General features: G+C 71.1%; 1 protein-coding gene. It reads left to right on the forward strand.

The features are described from left to right. On the forward strand, positions 1-1,561 hold a 1,561-nt coding region (yicI, locus tag C2142_RS36715; RefSeq protein ID WP_241003032.1), incomplete at both ends, for an alpha-xylosidase.

Here is a 1,561-nt window from a genome sequence, read left to right on the forward strand (position 1 = left end):
GGCTCCGTGCGGGCCGGACTTCGCGCTGCCCGGCGCCGAGCAGGGCGCCGGGAAGGTGCGCCGCGACGGCGACGTGGTGGAGCTGTGCGCCGGCGAACTGACGCTGCGAGTGGACACCTCCCGGCCGTGGCAGCTGGAGTTCACCGCCGGCGGCCGGGCGCTGACCACGGCGGGCGAGCGCGGCACCGGCTTCGTCACCGACGCCGACGGCCGGCACCACATGCTCGGACAGCTCTCGCTGGGCGTCGGCGAGCTGGTCTACGGCCTGGGGGAGCGGTTCACCCCGTTCGTCCGCAACGGCCAGGTGGTGGACATCTGGCAGGCGGACGGCGGCACCAGCAGCGAACAGGCCTACAAGAACGTCCCGTTCCACCTGACCAACCGGGGCTACGGCGTCTTCGTCAACCACCCCGGCAGGGTCGGCTACGAGGTCGGCTCCGAGGCCGTCGGCCAGGTGCAGTTCAGCGTCGAGGACCAGTCGCTGGAGTACTTCGTCATCCACGGCCCGACCCCCAAGCGGATCCTGGAGCGCTACACCGCCCTCACCGGCCGCCCCGCGCTGCCCCCGGCCTGGGCACTGGGCCTGTGGCTGACCACGTCCTTCACCACCGACTACGACGAGGCCACCGTCAACCGCTTCGTCGGCGGCATGGCCGAGCGCGGCATCCCGCTGAGCGTCTTCCACCTCGACTGCTTCTGGATGCGCGAGTACCAGTGGTGCGACTTCGTGTGGGACCCGGACACCTTCCCGGACCCGGCCGGCATGCTGGCCCGGCTCAAGGAGCAGGGGCTGCGCATCTCGGCCTGGATCAACCCGTACATCGCCCAGAAGTCGGAGCTGTTCGCCGAGGGCATGCGCGAGGGGCACCTGGTGCGGCGCCCGGACGGCAGCGTCTGGCAGTGGGACCTGTGGCAGCCGGGCATGGCCCTGGTGGACTTCACCAACCCCGCCGCCCGCGACTGGTACACCCGCAAGCTGCGCACCCTGCTGGACGTCGGCGTGGACTGCTTCAAGACCGACTTCGGCGAGCGCATCCCCACCGACGTGGTCTGGTACGACGGCTCCGACCCCGAGCGGATGCACAACCACTACACCCACCTCTACAACCAGGCCGTGTTCGAGCTGCTCCGCGAGGAGCGCGGTGAGGGGGAGGCACTGCTGTTCGCCCGGTCCGCCACCGCGGGCGGCCAGCAGTACCCGGTGCACTGGGGCGGCGACTGCGAGTCGCACTTCAACGCCATGGCGGAGTCGCTGCGCGGAGGACTCTCCCTCGGCCTGTCCGGCTTCGGCTTCTGGAGCCACGACATCGGCGGCTTCGAGGGCACCCCGACCCCCGCCGTCTTCAAGCGCTGGACGCAGTTCGGCCTGCTCTCGTCGCACAGCCGGCTGCACGGCAGCAAGTCCTACCGCGTGCCGTGGGAGTTCGGCGAGGAGGCCGTCGAGGTCACCCGCGAGTTCACCCTGCTCAAGCACCGCCTGGCGCCCTACCTCCAGCACGCCGCCCAGCAGGCGCACGCCACCGGGCTGCCGGTGATGCGCGCAATGGTGCTGGAGTTCCCG

This window comes from Streptomyces sp. CB01881 (genome assembly GCF_002953255.1).
Lineage (GTDB): Bacteria > Actinomycetota > Actinomycetes > Streptomycetales > Streptomycetaceae > Kitasatospora.